Genomic DNA, 16898 nt, shown 5'->3' with positions numbered 1-16898 from the left:
TTCTTTAATGGCGGATCGCTGAGCCTTGGCATACAACAACGGCGACTATCTTCGGTTAACCCCAAGCTGTCGCAAAAACGGATGTAACTTTTCCAGCATTTTTGAATAAAAAACATCAGAAGATCTCTCAACAACATCCCAATAAAAAAGGTGGAGCAAGCTCCACCTTTATGATTTAGTGTTCCCGGGTCTTGGCAAACTCAATATCCGGATAGCGCTCCATGGATAAATTAAGATTAACCATGGTCGGAGCGATATAAGTCAGGTTATCACCGCCATCCAATGCCAGATTGGTGGAGCACTTACGTTGGAACTCTTCCAGCTTACGGGCATCATCACAGTAGACCCAACGCGCGGTTGCCACGTTTATAGCCTCATAGATGGCCTCCACGTTGTATTCCGATTTGAGTCTGGCGACCACCACTTCAAACTGCAGTACCCCAACAGCCCCTACGATCAAATCATTGGTATCCAGAGGACGAAAAACCTGTACAGCCCCTTCTTCCGAGAGTTGCACCAGGCCTTTGAGCAGCTGTTTCTGCTTCAGCGGATCTTTAAGACGAATACGACGGAACATTTCCGGTGCAAAGTTGGGGATCCCGGAAAACTTCAACTCTTCACCTTGGGTAAAGGTATCGCCAATCTGAATGGTGCCATGATTGTGCAAACCTATAATATCGCCGGCGTAAGCTTCGGCGGCGCGCTCACGGTCACCGGCCATAAAAGTAACCGCATCTGAGATACTGATAGTTTTCCCTAAGCGGACATGCTTCATCTTCATGCCCTGGGTATATTTACCGGAAACGATACGCATAAAGGCGATACGGTCTCTGTGTTTCGGATCCATGTTTGCCTGGATCTTGAATACAAAACCGGAAAACTTCTCTTCCCCGGCTTCGACCAGACGCTCGGTGGTCTGCCTAGGCATAGGTTTGGGAGCCCAAGCGGTCAAGCCATCCAGCATATGGTCGACCCCAAAGTTACCCAAGGCGGTACCGAAGAACACAGGTGTCAGCTCACCACTCAAGAATAGTTCAAGATCGAATTCATTGGAGGCGCCGGTTACCAACTCCATCTCGTCACGTAGCTGTGTTGCAAGGTCGCTGCCAACGGCTTCATCCAGCTCAGGGTTATCCAACCCTTTAACTATCCGCACTTCCTGAATGGTGTGACCGTGACCTGTCTGATACAGAATGGTTTCATCGCGGTGAATATGGTAAACGCCTTTGAAAGACTTACCACAACCTATGGGCCAACTGACCGGAGCACAGAGAATATCGAGCTCGTTTTCCACTTCATCGAGCAATTCCATCGGATCGCGGATATCCCGGTCAAGCTTGTTCATGAAGGTAACGATCGGGGTGTCACGCAGCCGAGTCACTTCCATCAACTTACGGGTTCTGTCCTCAACCCCTTTGGCAGCATCGATAACCATAAGGCAGGAGTCCACCGCTGTCAGGGTACGGTAGGTATCCTCAGAGAAGTCTTCGTGACCTGGGGTATCCAGCAGGTTAACCAAGCAGTCGTTGTAAGGAAACTGCATTACAGAAGTCGTGACCGAGATCCCCCGCTCCTTTTCCATCTCCATCCAGTCAGATTTCGCATGCTGAGACGAGCCACGGCCTTTTACTGTACCGGCAGATTGAATGGCGCGGCCATGAAGCAAGACTTTTTCTGTGATGGTGGTTTTACCCGCATCCGGGTGAGAAATGATGGCGAAGGTGCGGCGCTTGTCCACTTCGACTTTAATACCTGACATGTTCTTCCGTACACTTATGACGCTTGAAAAAGGCGCAAATTATAGCGCCTCACTCAGGCCTTGGCTAGGCAAGGCCTTTGATTGTCAGATAAAGGTAGATCAGTTAGCCGTCTGTTGCACAGGTTCCGGCGTTTGCTCCAGCAATGCCAGTTCCATTCGGGCATATCTGTGCTCGACAAAATCATAGATATTGGTGGCCAATGCCAGGCGCAGATAATCAGCAGCCTTTTCTTTATCGCCTTGTTCGGCCGCCACCTTAGCCAGATAAAAGTAGGTTTCACACAAGCGCTCTGCATACTCTTTGGGGTGAGTCAGGCCGCTCTTGGCCATGGCAAACACCCGAGATTCATCAACCGCTCCCAGGTAATAGTCGACCAACACTGTCGCCCAGGCATTGTCATCCAAACGGGTACGATTAAACTGCAACCTTGCCAGCGCTTCCTGGGGGGAGAGCTCATATTCGATCAGATATAACCACAGCGCCCGGTAACCATCACTTTCATCCTTGAGATAAAAGCTTTCCATGTCTTTGGCAGCCAGCTGTTTGCGCTCGCCATAGTAAAGTGCAATACCACGATTGAGGAAGGCATAATCATATTCAGGAGACAACTCAAGAACCGCATCAAAGGCCTCATAAGCGCTCTCAAACTCCCCCTCCTGAGTGTAATAAATACCGAGGAAGTTATAGGCATCAGCTAAGTTGGGTTGCAGTTTCAACGCCTGATGAAAATCGATGCGAGCCAAGATCCTCAAGCCCACGCTGTCGTATATAACGCCGCGGTCATAATGAAAACGAGCCCGTTGCTCGGTAGTGAGTTCAGCCCTGGCCAGGATTTCATTGAGTTTTGCCAGAGTGACTTCCAACTTATAGTCCGGCAAAACAGGGGCAACCAACAATTCACTGTTGGCTTCAGACGCCGGCAGGGAAGCGCATCCCGAAGTCAGCAAACTGGCTCCGGCCAGTACAGAAAACACAGCGGCGCGCAGATTAAAACTCATCCAATCCATCCTTTGTCATATCCCAATGCAGGCTCAATCATAGCAATACAGCCGTACCTACGCTATCCGCCTGCGGTGGCAAATCCAAGATAATTTAAGTTTTAACCATAAAAAAGGAGACCCTAAGGTCTCCTTTTCTCATGCAATGAAAGCTTACTCGGCAGCTTCTGGAGCGGCTTGTTGTGCTTCCTTGATAGACAGACGTACACGGCCCTGACGATCCACTTCCATTACCTTAACGGCAACTTCCTGATTCAGTTGCAGGTAGTCGGATACGTTGGCCACACGCTCTTCAGCGATTTGAGAGATGTGTACCAGACCATCTTTACCGGGCAGTATGTTAACGAAGGCACCGAAGTCAACGATGCGGATAACTTTACCCTTGTAGATGCGACCCACTTCCACTTCAGAGGTGATCTCTTCAATGCGGCGGATAGCTTCCTTGGTGGCGTCGGCATTGCTTGAAGCAATCTTTACAGTGCCATCGTCTTCCAGCTCAATGGTAGTACCAGTCTCTTCGGTCAGCGCGCGGATAGTTGCACCGCCCTTACCTATCACTTCACGGATCTTCTCAGGGTTGATCTTGATGGTAGTGATACGTGGAGCGTGGTCAGAGATATCGTCACGGGCAGAGCCAATGGCCTGGTCCATCACATTAAGGATATGCACACGAGCACCATAGGCTTGCTGCAGTGCAATTTCCATGATCTCTTTGGTGATACCTTCAATCTTGATATCCATCTGCAGTGCGGTTACACCATCACGGGTACCAGCCACTTTAAAGTCCATATCACCCAGATGATCTTCATCACCCAGAATGTCAGACAATACGACGAAATCATCACCTTCTTTCACCAAACCCATGGCGATACCGGCAACTGAAGTCTTGATAGGTACACCGGCATCCATCAGCGCCAGAGAAGTACCACACACAGACGCCATAGAGCTGGAGCCGTTGGATTCAGTGATTTCAGATACTACGCGCACGCTGTATGGGAATTCTTCAGCAGAAGGCATTACGGCGTTGATACCACGCCATGCCAGCTTACCGTGACCGATTTCACGACGCTTGGGTGAACCCACCATGCCGGTTTCACCAACAGAGTATGGAGGGAAATTATAGTGCAACATGAAGCGGTTGGTACGCTCGCCCATGATGGAGTCAATCTTCTGTGCATCACGCTCGGTACCCAGAGTACAGGTCACCAGAGCCTGAGTTTCACCACGGGTGAACAGGGCGCTACCGTGAGTACGTGGCAGCACGCCGGCCATCACAGACAGGGCACGTACCATATCAGGCTCACGACCGTCGATACGAGGCATACCTTTGATGATACGACTACGAACCACTTTCTTCTCCAGGCTACCCAGCAGGCCGTCCAGCTCACGCTGATCCAGTTCAGGGTTTTCCTCGAGCAGCTTTTCAATAGCAGCTTTCTTGACTTCAACTACCGCATCGCGGCGCTCATGCTTGGCGATGATCTGGTAAGCGGCGGTAAGACCTTCCTCTGCCAGCGCCTTAACCTTGGCAACCAGCTCTTCATTGGCAACAGGAGCAGTCCAGTCCCAAGCAGGCTTACCGGCTTCGGCCTTGAGTTCATTGATGGCATTAACCACTACCTGCTGCTGCTCGTGACCGTATACCACGGCGCCCAGCATCACTTCTTCAGGCAGGGCCTTGGCTTCAGATTCCACCATAAGCACGGCGCTCTGGGTACCGGCAACAACCAGATCCAGCTGGCTGTTTTCACGCTGCTCTGCACCAGGGTTCAGCACATATTCGCCATTGATGTAACCGACACGTGCCGCACCCAGAGGACCATTGAATGGAATACCGGAAATAGCCAAAGCAGCAGAAGTACCTATCATGGCCACGATGTCTGGCTCGATCTGTGGATCAACAGAAACCACAGTGATGATCACTTGAACTTCGTTGGTAAAACCATCAGGGAACAGTGGACGGATAGGACGGTCAATCAGGCGGGCGATCAGTGTTTCATCTTCGGATGGTCGACCTTCACGCTTGAAGAAACCACCAGGGATCTTACCGGCTGCGTAAGTCTTTTCCTGATAGTTAACAGTCAGCGGGAAGAAGTCACGGCTTGGGTCTGCTTCTTTCTTGCCAACCACAGTCACCAGAACTGTAGTATCGCCCATGCTGGCCAGAACGGCTGCATCGGCTTGGCGTGCAATAACCCCTGTTTCCAGAGTGACTGTGTGTTGACCATACTCAAAACTTTTTACAATTGGATTCACTTGACCCATTCCTTAATTTAATAACCTTGAATTTCGCGCGTAAGTATACTGCAAACCTCTAGAATAGATAAAGAGTGCCAGATGATGACAAAGACGCTTCTTTTTTCTAAAGTGGACTATATCAATCACATGTTGCTGCATTGCTACCGAATTGGACTAGCCTTGAATATAGAATTCGCCCCCATAATAGCAGGAAAAGGCAGATGAATACCGCCAGGTTCAAGTCGCTCACCTGGAAGCAAACCAATCTGGTGGTTTTCACAGCTCTTTTCTTTGCCGTTGCTATTTTTATCATTGAAATTTTGATTGTAGTGACCACAGAAAGGCAATCGTTGCTCAGTAGTCAACAAGAGTTACTCGACTCAGTTGAACAACCGGCCGCCAATGCGGTCTGGGCATTGGATGACAATTTGGCGCGTCAGACAATGGAAGGCGTGATGAAAGTGGAGCATGTCGGTTCAGCCAGGATCACCCTGGATGACAACTCCCTATTCGTCAATCTCGGCAGCAGCCGTCCTGAGCCTTCTGATACTTTTGGACATTTGAGTCTCAAACTGTTTGGCGATCTCAAGCAGATATCAAGGCCACTGCAACGTCCTTTTTATTTTGAAGGCGCGGAAAAAGAGCAACTGATAGGCACGCTCACCATCAATTATGATACCCGAGAGTTGACCCAAAGCCTGATCAGCCAACTGCAGTTCAGTTTTGCCGCCACCCTGGCCAGGGCGTTGTTTCTGACACTGGTGCTGTCCATAGTGTTCCACCGTTTCCTGACCCAACCCATCGCCCGGATCAGTGAAGCAATAGACAAAATTGACCCTGAGTCACCGGATGAAAACATGCTGCCGGTATCAGCCAACCACAAAGATGACGAATTGGGACTGGTAACCTCCAAATTCAATCAGATCCTTAAACAATTCAGCCAGACCCAAAGCAAGCTGCGCAAAATGGCGACCCGGGACCCTCTCACCGGCCTGCCCAACCGTACCTTGTTATTGGAAACTATAGCCGTTGCCATTCAGCGTGCCCGGGTACATAAACGCAACTTCAGCCTGCTGTTTATCGACCTCGATAGATTCAAAAACGTCAACGACTCACTGGGGCATGCGGTGGGTGACCAGTTTCTGGCAAGAATTGCCCGTATTCTGGAACGGGTGGTCGGAGACAAGGGAACTGTAGCCCGTCTCGGTGGGGATGAATTTGTGATCCTGGCCGATGAGATTCAATCACCAACCCAGGCGGCCGACTTTGTAGACAAGCTGTTAATCCAGCTCAACACCCCGGTGCAACTCAATGAACATACCATTCACCCGGCCGCATCCATAGGCATCTCCATCTATCCCGAAGATGGCCTGAGTGCCGAAGATCTTATTCGTCACGCCGATATCGCCATGTACAGCGCCAAGGCAGCCGGTTCTAACCAATGGGCCTTCTTCAAGCAGCAGATGACAGAGCGGGCGGCGGTGAGACTGCGCACCGAAGCCTCGCTGCACGATGCCATTCGCAACAACGAATTTCTGCTGCACTTTCAACCAAAAGTTAATATCGAGACCGGTGAACTGGTGGGATGTGAGGCACTGATCCGCTGGCAAAAAGACGGCCGTTTGATAAGCCCCATGTCCTTTATTCCGGTTGCCGAAGAAACCGGGATCATCATTCCTATTGGCCGCTGGGTCATAGAGCAAAGCTGCCGGGTACTGCGGCGCTGGCAAAAACGCTATAACTTCAGTCCTCCAATCGCTGTCAATGTCGCTTCACAACAGTTTGCCGACGCCAGCCTGGTACCGGATATCAAACAGATGGCCCTGCGCTATCAAATAAGGCCCGAACTGTTGGAGGTGGAGATCACCGAGACCTCATTGATGAATGACATTGAGCTGGCGATCAGCAAGCTTGAACAGCTTAAATCGGCAGGCTTTGGTATTGCCGTCGACGACTTCGGCACGGGTTACTCATCCCTCTCTTACCTAAGACACCTGCCAATCACCACCATGAAGATTGACCGTTGTTTTGTGACCGATCTTCCGCAAGAGAGCGCAATAGCTTCCACCATTCTGATGCTGGGGCGACAATTGGATCTGAAAATTGTCGCTGAAGGCATTGAGAACGAGCAGCAACTTGAATGGCTGAAGCAAAATCATTGCGCCATAGGTCAAGGCTTTTATTTCAGTCAGCCGCTGTCACTGGAGGAGTTTGAAGCTAAATACATAGCCCCCCATACTGCCAGGATCCTCAAATTGGATGGCCAACTGAGCTGAATTGTAATCAATCGGTTTTAGAGGACTGACATTAAGTGAAAAGGGACGAGCTAAAATACGCTTCCCCAAAATTGCAGACACAAAAAAAGGAGGCCTGGGCCTCCTCTTCTTTTGGTACAGTTCGCGATTAGCGACGCAGACCCAGCTTTTGGATCAGAGCGGTATAACGAGCAACGTCGGTACGCTTCAGGTAAGCCAGCAGCTTACGACGAGAACTAACCATACGCAGCAGACCACGACGTGAGTGGTGATCGTGAGTGTGTTCTTTAAAGTGGCCTTGCAGGTGGTTGATCTGAGCAGTCAACAGCGCAACCTGAACTTCAGTAGAACCGCTATCGTTTTCGCCACGGCCGAACTCAGCCAGGATTTTCGCTTTCGCTTCAGTACTTAGTGACATGTGTCTCTCCAAAATAGTCTTGATAGTTTCCCCAGCCGATCACTAACTCAGCCAAGGGCGCGACATAATAACCCCAAGGGCTGTAGATCGCAAGTCAAGCTCAGCTTTTTGCCTCAGGCAACACTACCAAACGCTTGGGAGCCAGCAAACCATCGTCATTCATCATGCCGACACCAATAAAGCGTTTGCTGTCACCCAAGGTGATCCGCACCAGAGTATCGGCTTCCAACTTAGCAACCCGCACCGGGTTACCATTAAGCAGATATCCGGCCATGGCATCGGGGACATTGCACTCTGGAAGGTCGGCAACCGCCGTATCCATGGGAAGCAGCAAAGGGTCCAATAGCTCGGAAGGCACCCGCTCTTCGGTCATGGCCTGTTCCAGCAAGGCTTCGAGCTGTGCCAGACTAACCATGCGTTCATAGGGATAACCCGCCACCTGAGTACGACGCAACATGATCACATGGGCGCCACAACCAAGCATTTCACCCAAGTCATCTACGATAGTACGAATGTAAGTGCCCTTGGAACAGTGAATATCCAGCGTCAGCTCGTCATTCTCCCAAGAGATGAACTTGAGCTCATAGACGTGAATAGGCCTGGCTTCGCGAGGCACCTCTTTACCTTCCCGGGCGTACTTGTACAAGGGCTGACCCTGATACTTGAGCGCCGAGTACATGGAAGGCACCTGCATGCTATCACCACGAAAATGCTCCAGCGCCTGTTCCAGTTGGGCCATGGAAAACTCAACCGGCCGGGTTTGCACTACTTCACCATCTGAATCGCTGGTATCAGTGCGCTGCCCAAGCTTGGCAGTCACCAGATAACGTTTATCGGCATCCAACAGGTGCTGGGAAAACTTGGTAGCTTCGCCAAGGCAGATGGGCAGCATCCCGGTCGCCAGTGGATCCAGCGCGCCGGTATGGCCAGCCTTGGCGGCATTGTAGATCCGCTTTACCCTTTGCAGGGCAAAGTTGGAGCTCATGCCTGTGTCTTTATCCAACAGGACGATACCATCGACCAAACGGCCTTTGGGACGACGCGCCATCAGTTGTTTTCCTCATCCTTGTCTTGAGATTCGGTGCCAAAGGTTTGCTGCTTGGCCTTGTCCTTATTAATAACCTCGGTTACCAGGTTGGACATTCTCATCCCCTCGACCAGAGACTTGTCATAGACAAATTTCAGTTCAGGCATCACCCTAAGCTTCATTCTGCCGGCAACCAGGGTGCGGGCATAAGGTGCTGCCTTGTTGAGTGCAGCCAGCTTTTCATCAACCTTAACCGGGTCTTCTTCAAAGAAGGTGACATACACTTTTGCATAACTCAGATCCCGTGAGACTTCCACGTCGTTGACTGTGACCATGCCTACACGAGGATCTTTCATATCACGCTGCAGTACCTGCGCCAGTTCCTGTTGCAGTTGCTGGGCGATACGCCGGGTACGACTAAATTCTTTTGCCATAGTATTCTTCCCCAAAATCAACAAGGGCGGCCTCAGCCGCCCTTTTCGATGTTGTCGTTACAGGGTACGGGCAACCTCGACGGTTTCGAACACCTCAATCTGGTCGCCTACGCGAACATCATTGTAGTTCTTCACGCCGATACCACATTCCATGCCATTGCGAACTTCGCTAACGTCATCTTTAAAGCGACGCAGAGACTCAAGCTCACCTTCATAGATAACCACGTTCTCACGCAGAACCCGGATAGGTGCGCTGCGCTTAACGATACCTTCGGTCACCATACAGCCGGCGATTGCACCCAGTTTAGGCGACTTGAACACATCTCGCACTTCAGCCAGACCAATGATCTCCTGCTTGAATTCAGGAGAAAGCATACCGCTCATGGCCGACTTGACTTCGTCGATGAGGTCGTAGATCACGCTGTAGTAACGCAGATCCACACTCTCACTTTCGATGGTCTTACGAGCCTGAGCGTCAGCACGGACGTTGAAGCCCACCATGATGGCGTTGGACGCTGCGGCCAGAGTCGCATCTGTCTCGGTCAGTGCACCCACGCCACTGGCGATGATGTTCACTTTCACTTCTTCGGTAGACAGACGAGTCAGCGAGTCGACGATGGCTTCCAAAGAACCCTGTACGTCAGACTTGAGCACGATATTCAGCTCTTTCACTTCGCCTTCGGTCATGTTGGCAAACATGTTTTCCAGCTTGGACTTCTGCTGACGCGCCAGCTTGATGTCGCGGAACTTACCCTGACGATACAGGGCAACTTCACGGGCCTTACGTTCGTCGCGAACAACTGTCGCTTCGTCACCGGCAGAAGGCACCCCGGACAGACCCAGGATTTCAACCGGAATCGACGGACCGGCTTCAGTGATGTTCTTGCCGTTTTCATCTTTCATGGCACGGATCTTACCGTACTCCAGACCACACAGAACGATATCGCCCTGACGCAGAGTACCTTCCTGAACCAGGATGGTAGCAACAGGACCGCGGCCCTTGTCCAGCTGAGACTCAACAACCACACCGGCGGCCATGCCGTCACGTACAGCCTTGAGTTCGAGGATTTCAGCTTGCAGCAAGATACCTTCCAGCAGCTCGTCCACGCCCATACCTGTCTTGGCAGAGACAAACACGAACATGTTGTCGCCGCCCCAATCTTCCGACATCACGCCGTGCTGGGACAGTTCACTCTTGACGCGATCGACATCGGCTTCAGGCTTATCCATCTTGTTCACTGCCACGATCAGCGGTACACCGCCGGCCTTGGCATGCTGGATAGCTTCAATAGTCTGAGGCATTACGCCATCATCGGCAGCCACCACCAGAATCACGATATCTGTGGCCTTGGCACCACGGGCACGCATAGCGGTAAACGCGGCGTGGCCAGGAGTATCCAGGAAGGTGATCATGCCGTTATCAGTTTCTACATGGTAGGCACCGATATGCTGGGTAATACCACCGGCCTCACCGGCCGCGACTTTAGTGCGACGGATATAGTCAAGCAGCGAAGTCTTACCGTGGTCAACGTGACCCATGATGGTCACAACCGGCGCACGAGGCTCCAGTTTGACATCTTCACCGTCACGGTCAGCCAGAACCTGATGTTCCAGCTCGTTTTCACGGATAAGCACAACCTTGTGACCCATCTCCTCGGCAACCAGTTGGGCAGTTTCCTGATCCAGTACCTGGTTAATGGTCACCATAGAGCCCATCTTCATCATGGTCTTGATGATTTCAGTGGCTTTGATGGCCATCTTCTGCGCCAGTTCGGCCACAGTAATGGTTTCACCTATGCGTACATCGCGGTTTACCGCAGCAACCGGCTTATTGAAGCCATGGCTCATGGCTTGAGGCGCACGATTGCGGATGTTGCGCTCACGACCGTCACGGGAGTCCTTGGTACGTTTCTTACCGGCACTCTTGTGACGTGAACGACGACCACGCTTCTCTTCATCCATATCACTGGTATCTTCGGCGGCGCGGGCCACTTTGGAGGTGGTGATATGGTGATCGCTGCGCTTCTCGGCTTCAAGACGCTGGCGCTCTTCTTCGGCCCAGCGTTTTTCATTCTCTTCAGCCAGGCGACGGGCTTCGGCTGCCGCACGGGCGGCTTCTTCATCGGCCTTGCGCTTAACTGCTTCAGCCTGAGCCGCTTTCAGACGCTCGGCCTCAACACGGGCAGCTTCCTGCTCAGCGCTGGTCTTGGGATCGGCCTTAACCTCTTCTTTGGCTTTACCGGCATCCTGAGCCACTTTAGCCTTGGCCTTGGCTTCAGCTTCCGCCTTGGCTTTCGCTTCGGCTTCTGCCTTAGCCTTGGCTTCAGCTTCTGCCTTGGCTTTCGCTTCGGCTTCTGCCTGAGCTTTGGCTTCGGCTTCGGCGCGAGCCTGTTCTTCCGCCTGACGGGCCAATTCGGCCGGGTCACGCTTCACAAAGGTGCGTTTCTTGCGTACTTCGACTTTGACGTCTTTGGACTGGCCGCCGCTGCCGGCAACACTCAGAGTCGATACGGTTTTACGCTGTAATGTCATCTTGGTGGGCGCACTGTCCGCACCATGTTGTTTTTTCAGGTAGTCCAGCAGTTGCTGTTTCTCGGCCTCAGTGACACTGTCATCCTTGCCTTTCTTGATACCGGCCTTGGAAAACTGCTCGATCAATCGGTCTACGCTTTTTCCCACTTCAGTGGACAGTTTCTCTACTGTTGTCTCTGCCATCAGTTAAATCCCCCTGTTGATCGACTATGCTTCTTCGCCAAACCAACAGATGTTGCGGGCTGCCATGATGAGCTCACCTGCTTTTTCTTCTGTCAATTCTTCAATTTCGATCAAATCGTCAATGCCTTGCTCGGCTAAATCTTCCAGAGTTATCACACCCATACTTGCCAGAACGTACGCCAGGTGGCGCTCCATTCCAGGCATGGACAACAACTCTTCGCTAGGTTCGGCACCATCCAGTGCTTCTTCGGATGCCAGTGCACGGGTAGACAAGGCAGCCTTGGCGCGCTCACGCAATGCAGCAACTATGTCCTCATCAAATCCTTCGATGGCCAACAGCTCGGAAACAGGAACATAAGCCACCTCTTCCAGAGAGGTGAATCCTTCGTCGGCCAGCACCTGGGCGAAATCTTCGTCCACATCCAACGCACCCACGAACAGCTCCATCACTTTGGCGCTTTCGGCCTGATGTTTCTTGTTCATGTCTTCCACTGTCATCACGTTCAGTACCCAGCCTGTCAGCTGTGTCGCCAAACGAACGTTTTGACCATTGCGGCCGATAGCTTGTGCCAGACTATCAGCTTCGACGGCGATATCCATTGAGTGGTTATCTTCGTCAACAATAATTGAGGCCACATCGGCCGGTGCCATGGCGTTGATAACAAATTGTGCCGGGTTATCGTCCCACAGCACTATATCAACACGCTCGCCACCGAGTTCATTGGATACAGCCTGCACCCGGGCACCGCGCATACCGACGCAAGCCCCGATAGGGTCGATACGACGATCGTTTGATTTCACGGCGATCTTGGCCCGTGAACCTGGGTCACGGGCGGCGCCCATCACTTCGATCATCTCATCGGCAATTTCCGGTACTTCAACACGGAACAGTTCGATCAACATCTCTGGCTTGGTGCGGGTCAGAAACAACTGAGCACCACGTGCCTCAGGACGCACAGCATACAGCAGGGAGCGTACCCGGTCACCAGGACGGAAAGTCTCACGGGAGATCAGGTCTTCTTTGAACAGCACGCCATCGGCGTTATTGCCGAGATCAACTACTACGCTGTCGCGGTTGCTCTTTTTGACCACACCGGTAACCAACTCACCTTCTTTGTCGATAAACTGCTCGACGATTTGGGCGCGCTCGGCCTCACGAACTTTCTGTACTATTACCTGCTTGGCGGTTTGAGTAGTAATACGGTCAAATTGTACCGAATCGATTTCATCTTCAATGAACTCACCAGGCTGGATCTCAGGGTTCTCATAACGAGCCGCTTCCAGAGTGATTTCACGGTAAGGGTTTTCCAACGCTTCACCGTTATCATCAACCACCAACCAGCGACGGAAAGTCTCGTAATCGCCGGTTTTGCGATCTATGGCAACACGAACATCGATATCGCCTTCATACTTTTTCTTGGTTGCGGTAGCCAGCGCAATTTCGAGCGCCTCGAAAATCTTTTCGCGCGGTACAGCCTTTTCGTTGGAAACCGCTTCAGCGACCAGCAAAATATCTTTATTCATCGTCTTGCCTCGTTCACCTTGAAACCATCAAAACTTAGCGATCAGGTTGCCTTTACGGATGTTATCCAAGGCAATAATCAAGTCTTTTCCATCCACTGTCAGGGTGAGCATCTGCCCTTCCACCTTAGTGATGGTACCTTTTAAGTTACGACTACCCGCCACCGGCATAGTCAGTTGAATCTTTGCTTCCTCTCCAAGGTACATACCATATTGCTCAGAGGTGAACAGCGGCCTATCGAGACCGGGAGAGGAGACTTCCAGTGTGTATTCGGAAGTGATTGGGTCCTCGACATCCAGAATGGCGCTCGCCTGACGACTGGCATTGGCACAATCTTCAATATTAATGCCGTTCTCACCGTCAATAAAGAGCCGCAAGATTGAATGCTTGCCGGCCTTAACAAATTCAATACCCCAGAGCTGGTAGCCGAGGCCTTCCACTGCCGGAGTAAGCATTTCTGTGAGTCTGGATTCTAATGTTGCCAAGGTAACCCCCGAAAAACAAAAAAGGGCTATTAATAGCCCCAGTATTGAGCTGCCGTAAAAGGCAGCAAATTTAAAAGTCCCAGATAACAAAAAACCCCGTAATCACGAGGTCATTATGTTCAAGAACCTGTAAACAGGATGAATTATCTATCAGCTTAATTCATCACTGGGAGCTGGTTGCGGGGGCCGGATTTGAACCGACGACCTTCGGGTTATGAGCCCGACGAGCTACCAAGCTGCTCCACCCCGCGTCAACTGCTGCAAGTTTACTGATTTCAGCTTTTACTTGCAATAACTGAGAAAAATTTCATATCGATTAACTCAGTTAAAGATTGGTGCCGAGAGCGGGACTTGAACCCGCACGACCGTTAGGTCACAGCCACCTCAAGGCTGCGCGTCTACCAATTTCACCACCTCGGCATATTCGGTATTAGTCTGGAATTTTAGTCTCAGACTGTTGGGTCTGTTCTACTTCAGGCCCCAATATGTTGGTATCCTGCTTCACGTGGTGTGCACTCATATTGCCAATAACCAGGCTTAGAGTGAAAAACGCGATAGCGAGAATCGCCGTTGTCCGAGTCAGAAAGTTACCTGAACCTGCTGAACCGAACAGGGTTCCTGAAGCACCGGCACCAAAAGATGCGCCCATGTCAGCCCCTTTCCCTTGCTGGATAAGAATGAGTCCAACCAGACCCAAAGCTACCAACAAGTAAATAACCATCAGTACTTCTTTCATATTAAGCGCTCATTGCTATTGAACATAAACTCAAGAATTCGGTAGAGTTTAAGCTAGCACCGCCTATCAGTCCACCATCCACATCAGGTTGGGCGAATAAATCTGCAGCATTACTCGGTGTGACGCTGCCGCCGTACAAGATCCTGATATTTTCCCCAATATAAGGGGACACTTCAGAGAGGCGATTGCGTATAAACGCGTGAACTTCTTGTGCCTGCTCCGGTGTTGCGCTCTTACCTGTCCCTACAGCCCAAAGGGGCTCATAGGCGATGATCGCATTATCAAAAGCCATGGTACCGTTCTTTTCGATCACCACATCAAGCTCCTCGGCAAGCACCTCGAAGGTACGTCTTGCCTCACGAGCCGGGCCAGATTCACCAACACAAAGTATCGGAGTCAGACCGTGCTTTTGAGCAGCAGCAAATTTCTCTGCCACTATGTTACTCGTCTCACCGTACATACGGCGGCGTTCCGAGTGACCAATTATCACATAACGACAACCGGCATCTTTCAGCATCCGCCCTGAGGTTTCACCAGTGTAAGCACCAAAATCGTGCTGACTCAGGTTTTGAGCCCCCATTCTAACCAGAGAACCATTCAGGGTTTCTTTGTTAGCTTCGAGCAGTTGCCTTACGCTTTCCAGGTAAATCGCTGGTGGGCATAAAACCACTTCAACAGAATCATTATGTAGCTTGCTGGCAAACTTCTTGAACAGCTCTTGTGCTAACTGCGCACTGCCATTCATTTTCCAGTTACCTGCTACCATTGGACGTCTGAGTGCCATCACCATCTCCTCTGAAAGCGGCGTGAATAATAGCGAACCACTTATTAACTTACAATACCTGATTACGGAATTTTTGCGATTTACTGTGTGTTCGGCTACTTTTTATGCTCACACTCAGTAAATCGCTCACAATTCCAGCTTAAGTTATTAATTTTACTTTAATTAAGCTAAAGAATGCCAGTTTAAACCGCTTGTTTGACTGCAGCGGCTATGGTTTCGGCATGGGCGCGCACCAAGGCTTCATCATCCCCTTCCACCATTACCCGAATCAAAGGTTCGGTTCCGGATTTACGCAGCAGTACCCGGCCACGCTCGCCAAGTTGCGACTCAACCTGAGTCTGGGCATCTTGTACCAGTTGCGACGCCAGCGGATCTGAGTTGCCTTCAAAGCGAACATTAATAAGGACCTGGGGCAACATCTGCATCGACTCGGTCAATTCTTCCAGTGAGGCGTTGTGACGACGCATGGCCGCCAGCACAAGAATACCTGCAACTATACCATCTCCAGTCGTGCCATGGTCCAGATTGAGGATATGACCTGAGTTTTCCCCCCCTATGCGCCAATCTTTCTCTTTCAGCAGTTCCATTACATAGCGGTCACCGACCTTGGAACGGGCAAAAGGGATATTGAGCTGTTTGAGCGCCAATTCGAGCCCGAGATTGGACATCAGAGTACCGACAACCCCGCCTTTGAGGATGCCGCGCTTTTGCGCGTCGCAGGCAAGAATATAGAGGATCTGGTCGCCGTCTATAATGTCACCTTGTCGATTGACCATCATGATACGGTCGCCATCACCGTCGAGGGCGATACCCAGATCGGCGCCTTCGCTGACCACGGTTTCACAAATCTTGGTCATGGAGGTCGCACCTACTTGATCATTGATATTGATGCCATTGGGCTTATCCCCTATGGTCACTACCTCGGCGCCCAGTTCACGGAACACATTGGGGGCAATGTGATAGGTTGCGCCGTGAGCACAGTCCACCACTATCTTGAGTCCGGCAAGGGTTTGATCCGCCGGGAAGTTACCTTTGCAATATTCGATATAACGACCGGCGGCATCATCGATACGGGAGACCTTCCCCAGTAGATGCGACTCGACACAAACCAGAGGCTTTTCCAGCTCGGCTTCAATCTCAAGTTCCAACTCGTCATCCAGCTTGCTGCCATCTGTGGAAAAAAACTTGATACCGTTATCATAGTAAGGATTGTGAGATGCACTGATAACCACTCCGGCCTCGGCGCGGAAAGTTCGGGTCAGGTAGGCGACTGCAGGCGTAGGCATAGGGCCCATCAACATCACATTGAGTCCGGCGGCAGACAGGCCGGCTTCCAACGCCGACTCAAACAGATAACCAGAGATCCGGGTATCCTTGCCTATGATCACTTTACGAGTGCCACTGCGGGACAAGACTCTACCGGCAGCCCAGCCAAGCTTAAGAGCCAACTCCGGGGTCATCTTGCCCGCTCCGACTTTGCCGCGGATCCCATCCGTACCAAAAAACTTTCTCACGTTCACTCCTAC

13 protein-coding genes and 2 tRNA genes are annotated in these 16898 nt (G+C 51.3%); 1 reads left to right on the top strand and 14 read right to left on the bottom strand.

All coding sequences use genetic code 11. From position 1 onward, the window contains the following. Window positions 1-175: 175 nt before the first annotated feature. From prfC to pnp, 3 genes are all read right to left on the bottom strand, one after another. The gene (gene prfC, locus RC73_RS05185) at window positions 176-1759 is read right to left on the bottom strand and encodes a peptide chain release factor 3 (protein ID WP_039033646.1); all 1584 of its coding nucleotides are present in this window, start codon (window positions 1757-1759) and stop codon (window positions 176-178) included. Window positions 1760-1858: 99 nt separating this feature from the next. After that, the gene (gene nlpI, locus RC73_RS05180) at window positions 1859-2758 is read right to left on the bottom strand and encodes a lipoprotein NlpI (protein WP_039033645.1); all 900 of its coding nucleotides are present in this window, start codon (window positions 2756-2758) and stop codon (window positions 1859-1861) included. Between the two features lie 153 nt (window positions 2759-2911). Beyond that, a complete protein-coding gene (gene pnp / locus RC73_RS05175; protein ID WP_039033644.1) occupies window positions 2912-5014 on the bottom strand; it encodes a polyribonucleotide nucleotidyltransferase in 2103 nt (700 codons plus the stop codon). 203 nt (window positions 5015-5217) lie between these two features. Here pnp and RC73_RS05170 point away from each other — a divergent pair, with 203 nt between their 5' ends. Continuing rightward, window positions 5218-7272: a putative bifunctional diguanylate cyclase/phosphodiesterase gene (locus RC73_RS05170; protein ID WP_039033643.1), complete on the top strand. Its 2055-nt coding sequence runs from the start codon at window positions 5218-5220 to the stop codon at window positions 7270-7272. Window positions 7273-7399: 127 nt separating this feature from the next. Here the strand turns inward: RC73_RS05170 and rpsO are convergent, their stop codons facing one another. The 11 genes from rpsO to glmM form a co-directional block, all read right to left on the bottom strand. Further along, a complete protein-coding gene (gene rpsO, locus RC73_RS05165) occupies window positions 7400-7669 on the bottom strand; it encodes a 30S ribosomal protein S15 (protein WP_039033642.1) in 270 nt (89 codons plus the stop codon). Window positions 7670-7769: 100 nt separating this feature from the next. Further along, window positions 7770-8717, bottom strand: a complete 948-nt coding sequence (truB, locus tag RC73_RS05160) for a tRNA pseudouridine(55) synthase TruB (protein ID WP_039033641.1) — start codon at window positions 8715-8717, stop codon at window positions 7770-7772. Continuing rightward, window positions 8717-9130 (bottom strand): 30S ribosome-binding factor RbfA, encoded by a 414-nt coding sequence (gene rbfA, locus RC73_RS05155; protein WP_039033640.1) that lies wholly within the window; start codon window positions 9128-9130, stop codon window positions 8717-8719. Before rbfA ends, truB begins: the two co-directional genes overlap by 1 nt. Before the next feature lie 57 nt (window positions 9131-9187). Further along, window positions 9188-11845: a translation initiation factor IF-2 gene (infB, locus tag RC73_RS05150; protein WP_039033639.1), complete on the bottom strand. Its 2658-nt coding sequence runs from the start codon at window positions 11843-11845 to the stop codon at window positions 9188-9190. A 24-nt stretch (window positions 11846-11869) separates the two neighbouring features. Beyond that, window positions 11870-13369 (bottom strand): transcription termination factor NusA, encoded by a 1500-nt coding sequence (gene nusA / locus RC73_RS05145; protein ID WP_039033638.1) that lies wholly within the window; start codon window positions 13367-13369, stop codon window positions 11870-11872. 27 nt (window positions 13370-13396) lie between these two features. Further along, window positions 13397-13852 carry a ribosome maturation factor RimP gene (gene rimP, locus RC73_RS05140; RefSeq protein WP_039033637.1) on the bottom strand — a complete coding sequence of 152 codons (456 nt, stop codon included), beginning with the start codon at window positions 13850-13852 and terminating at the stop codon, window positions 13397-13399. Between the two features lie 174 nt (window positions 13853-14026). After that, a tRNA-Met gene (locus tag RC73_RS05135) sits at window positions 14027-14103 on the bottom strand. Between the two features lie 82 nt (window positions 14104-14185). Continuing rightward, window positions 14186-14272 (bottom strand) — tRNA-Leu (locus RC73_RS05130). A 10-nt stretch (window positions 14273-14282) separates the two neighbouring features. After that, window positions 14283-14588 carry a preprotein translocase subunit SecG gene (gene secG / locus RC73_RS05125; protein WP_039033636.1) on the bottom strand — a complete coding sequence of 102 codons (306 nt, stop codon included), beginning with the start codon at window positions 14586-14588 and terminating at the stop codon, window positions 14283-14285. Between the two features lies 1 nt (window position 14589). Continuing rightward, entirely contained in the window at window positions 14590-15372 is a 783-nt protein-coding gene (tpiA, locus tag RC73_RS05120) for a triose-phosphate isomerase (RefSeq protein WP_039033635.1), read from the bottom strand. Window positions 15373-15554: 182 nt separating this feature from the next. Beyond that, on the bottom strand, window positions 15555-16892 hold the full coding sequence (gene glmM / locus RC73_RS05115; protein WP_039033634.1) for a phosphoglucosamine mutase: 1338 nt from the start codon (window positions 16890-16892) through the stop codon (window positions 15555-15557). Window positions 16893-16898: the final 6 nt, after the last annotated feature.

The organism is Shewanella sp. ECSMB14102, from assembly GCF_000813075.1.
In the GTDB taxonomy this organism is placed as follows: Bacteria; Pseudomonadota; Gammaproteobacteria; order Enterobacterales; family Shewanellaceae; genus Shewanella; species Shewanella indica.
The sequence above is the reverse complement of the archived record's forward strand: the minus strand, read 5'-3'. Positions and strand labels throughout refer to the sequence as shown.

Excerpts from the sequence above, each read along its gene's own strand:
- nlpI (WP_039033645.1), bottom strand. The coding sequence starts at position 2,758 with ATGAGTTTTAATCTGCGCGCCGCTGTGTTTTCTGTACTGGCCGGAGCC.
- rpsO (WP_039033642.1), bottom strand. The coding sequence starts at position 7,669 with ATGTCACTAAGTACTGAAGCGAAAGCGAAAATCCTGGCTGAGTTCGGC.
- rbfA (WP_039033640.1), bottom strand. The coding sequence starts at position 9,130 with ATGGCAAAAGAATTTAGTCGTACCCGGCGTATCGCCCAGCAACTGCAA.
- secG (WP_039033636.1), bottom strand. The coding sequence starts at position 14,588 with ATGAAAGAAGTACTGATGGTTATTTACTTGTTGGTAGCTTTGGGTCTG.
- nusA (WP_039033638.1), bottom strand. The coding sequence starts at position 13,369 with ATGAATAAAGATATTTTGCTGGTCGCTGAAGCGGTTTCCAACGAAAAG.
- truB (WP_039033641.1), bottom strand. The coding sequence starts at position 8,717 with ATGGCGCGTCGTCCCAAAGGCCGTTTGGTCGATGGTATCGTCCTGTTG.
- prfC (WP_039033646.1), bottom strand. The coding sequence starts at position 1,759 with ATGTCAGGTATTAAAGTCGAAGTGGACAAGCGCCGCACCTTCGCCATC.
- RC73_RS05170 (WP_039033643.1), top strand. The coding sequence starts at position 5,218 with ATGAATACCGCCAGGTTCAAGTCGCTCACCTGGAAGCAAACCAATCTG.
- tpiA (WP_039033635.1), bottom strand. The coding sequence starts at position 15,372 with ATGGCACTCAGACGTCCAATGGTAGCAGGTAACTGGAAAATGAATGGC.
- infB (WP_039033639.1), bottom strand. The coding sequence starts at position 11,845 with ATGGCAGAGACAACAGTAGAGAAACTGTCCACTGAAGTGGGAAAAAGC.